Annotated in this window: 3 protein-coding genes; 1 reads left to right on the top strand and 2 read right to left on the bottom strand. The window is 64.6% G+C overall.

The annotated features are described in order from the left end of the window. The coding region (locus NW809_RS11600; protein ID WP_414402198.1) for a DNA double-strand break repair nuclease NurA at positions 1-871 on the bottom strand (871 nt) is incomplete at its 3' end. After that, positions 855-1808, bottom strand: a complete 954-nt coding sequence (locus NW809_RS11595) for a 6-carboxytetrahydropterin synthase (RefSeq protein WP_099813206.1) — start codon at positions 1806-1808, stop codon at positions 855-857. The genes NW809_RS11595 and NW809_RS11600, both read right to left, overlap by 17 nt. Positions 1809-2010: 202 nt before the next feature. On the opposite strand from NW809_RS11595, the gene NW809_RS11590 reads away from it, so the two are divergent. Beyond that, positions 2011-3103: homoserine dehydrogenase (locus NW809_RS11590; RefSeq protein WP_414402197.1), on the top strand; the 1093-nt coding region annotated here is incomplete at its 3' end.

The raw sequence follows: 3103 nt of genomic DNA, 5'->3' as shown, positions 1-3103 counted from the left end.
TTTTCTCGCCGGCGCAGTAGCGATAGCAGTCGCAGCCCAGGTAGGGACACAACCCCAGGCGCAGATAGTTGAGGGTTTCGCTGCTGCGGGAAGCGCTGATGTAGCCCACCAGGGGGATGCGAGCTGCCCGCAACTGCTCCAGAGTTGCCAGGATGGGATCCAGCCAGGGACGCTGGGCTGGCTTGGGCAGCGGCTCCAGCCCCCAGGGGATGAGGGATCCATCCAGCAGCGCTAGCACGGGGCGACTCCTAGGCAGCGGCAGGGCCAATTGGGCCAGCTCCTCCAGCTCTGCCTGAGCCCGCCGCAAAGCCAGCACCGCTTCGGCATCCAACGCAATCTCCCCCCCCTCCCCGCGATCTTCTTCCCCAAGGCCTACGGCCTGCCTACGCGATCGGCTGGGTCGGTGGCGAAGAGGGTGGAGGGCTGTTCCTGGAAGAGAGTTGGATCGCTCAGGTTGAGCAAAGGGCTCCTGCCCGTAGATCAGCAGGGGCTGGCTGTCCAGCAGCGGCCACTCTTGCGTGCCGTAGTGGAGAGCCACCCGCCCGATGTTGATGAGCGAGCAGTAGGCAATCTCGTGGTGGCTGGGCAGGATCTGGGAGCCGTCGGTGGCCACCACCGTGTGCGGCCCCTGCAAGGGCTCGACTTTGGGCAGGGATCCCCAGGTTTCCGGCGGCTCGGCGGGGCTGGCGCAGGTAAAGGCGAGATGGGAGCTCCACTCTGCCCAGCGCGACTGCCAGGTTTGGGGCTCTCGCTGCAGGCGGGCAAACTCCTGCAAGGCCAGGCGCAGACGCTCTTGGTTGGCCTTCGACTCCTGCTGCAGGTGGCGGGCAAAGGCGGGAATCTGCCCGCTCAGCTTAACCAGATCCAGCATAGGCGGCTGGCTCAGCCCTGCCGGCGGCCAGGGGCTCCACTTCGGAGGGATCCCTCTTGCCCTCGCTCGCGGGGTATGTGGTGGCAGCGGTAGCTGCGCCCAGCTCCTCTAGCGGAAACTCCCCGTAGACTTCGCTGCTGTTGTTGGGGCTCTCTTGCAGGCGAACCCGATGCAGTTGCACCCCCAGCTCGCGCAGGGGCAAAGTCAGCAGCCGCTGGACGTAGAGGGCGATGTTTTCGGCGGTGGGCACCACCTGGGCAAAGTAGGGGACGTCTTTGTTCAAGAAAGTGTGATCCAGGGGCTTCACCACCTGCTCCTCAATCACCCGCTGCAGAGCTGCCAAATCCACAATCATCCCTGTGCGCGGGTCGATGGATCCCTTGACGGTAATCTCCAGGCCGTAGTTGTGGCCGTGGCCGTGGGGGCGAGCGCAGAGGCCGTAGATGGCAGTGTTCTCTTCCAGGCTGAGGTGATCGAGGGCCAAGCGGTGGGCGGCGCTAAAGTGGGTGGCAACGGTCAAATAGGCTTGCATGGCTTCTCCTCGGTATTCGGCCCAAAGCTGGGGATCTTCGTAGAGGCGCACACTGCTGAGCGGCAGCGCGTCGGCTAGGCGCTGCCAGATGGTGTAGGCAATGAACTCGGTGGTGGGCAGGGTTTGGGCAAACTCTGGCCAGACTTGGTTGAGGTAGGCGAAGTTCAGTTCTTGAATCACCCGCTCCCGAATTACCTGCTTGACCTGGGAGAGGTTGAGCACCATGCCGTACTCATCCACCTCCCCCGTCAAGCCCACCTCCAGCCCGTAGTTGTGGCCGTGGCCGGGAAAGCGGGCGTGGGAGCCGAAGCGGGCCAGGTTCTCAGCTTCGGAGAGCTCCGGCAGCCAGTAGCGGTGGCTGGCGGCAAAGTGGGCGCGGCGGTAGATGGTACAGGTTCTGGACATGAGGGCTATGAGAGAAAGGGATCCCTCCTTCAGCATAAACTCCAAACCAGCACTGCCCCTGCGGCGAGGGATCCCTGCGCCTGGCTCGGCGCGCCTTCCTCCTGAAGCCCTTGGGGATGGATGGCCAAAATCTCGCCCTAGGGGGCCAAGAGTGTGTCAACCTGGTAAAGGTAAGAAAGTCTTTGGGCCCGAGGGAGCGGCTGTGGTCTATCGGGTTGGGCTATTGGGGCTGGGTACGGTCGGCACGGGCGTGGTCGAGATTCTACAGCACCCTCCTCACCTCCTCTTGCAGGCAGTTGAGATTGCGGCGGTGGGGGTGCGCTCCCTGGACAAGCCGCGGCAGGTGGCGATCCCGCCCGAGCGCCTGACCACGAACCTAGAGGGGATTGTGTCGGATCCCGAAATTGACGCGGTGATTGAGCTCATGGGCGGCTTGGAGCCGGCCCGCAGCCTGATCCTAAAGGCCATCGACCACGGCAAGCCGGTGATCACAGCCAACAAGGCGGTCATTGCCCGCTATGGCGAGGAGATTTTCCAGGCTGCCGCCCAGGCCAGGGTGGCGGTGTTGCTGGAGGCAGCAGTGGGGGGTGGGATCCCCATCATCCAGGCTTTGCAACAGTCGCTGCGGGCTAGCCACATCCAGGCGGTCTGGGGCATCGTCAACGGCACCACCAATTTCATCCTCAGCCAGATGACCCAGGAGGGCAGCTCCTTTGCCGAAGCGCTGGCCCAGGCCCAGGCCCGCGGCTACGCCGAGGCGGATCCCAGCGCCGATGTGGAAGGATGGGATGCGGCGGACAAGATCGCCATTCTGGCCAGCCTGGCTTTTGGGGTGTCGGTACCGCGACAGGCCATCCCCTGCGAAGGGATCGGCAGCATCAGCTCCACCGACATCCGCTACGCCCGCGAGTGGGGCTATACTTTTAAGCTTTTGGCCATCGCCCAAAGGGCCGAGGGGCAGGGAGGTGAACCAACCCTGGATATTCGCGTCCACCCCGCCCTGCTGCCGGTTACCCACCCGCTGGCCAACATCCACGGGGTGGACAACGCCGTCTGGGTGCAAGGGGATCCCTTGGGGCAAGTGGTGCTCTCAGGGCCAGGGGCGGGCCGGGGGCCAACCGCCAGCGCGGTGGTCGGGGATCTGCTTATCCTACTTGCCCACCTGCAGACGGGGGCTCAGTTGCCCAATCCCCTGTGGGGCTTTGCCGCCTCCCCTCCTGTTGCCTCCTTGCTGCCGCTGGCAGAGGCGCAGTCGGAGTTTTACGTGCGAGTGCTGGCCCAGGATCGGCCGGGGG

Source organism: Synechococcus sp. WC101, assembly GCF_047461555.1.
In the GTDB taxonomy this organism is placed as follows: Bacteria; Cyanobacteriota; Cyanobacteriia; order Thermostichales; family Thermostichaceae; genus Thermostichus.
The sequence above is the reverse complement of the archived record's forward strand: the minus strand, read 5'-3'. Positions and strand labels throughout refer to the sequence as shown.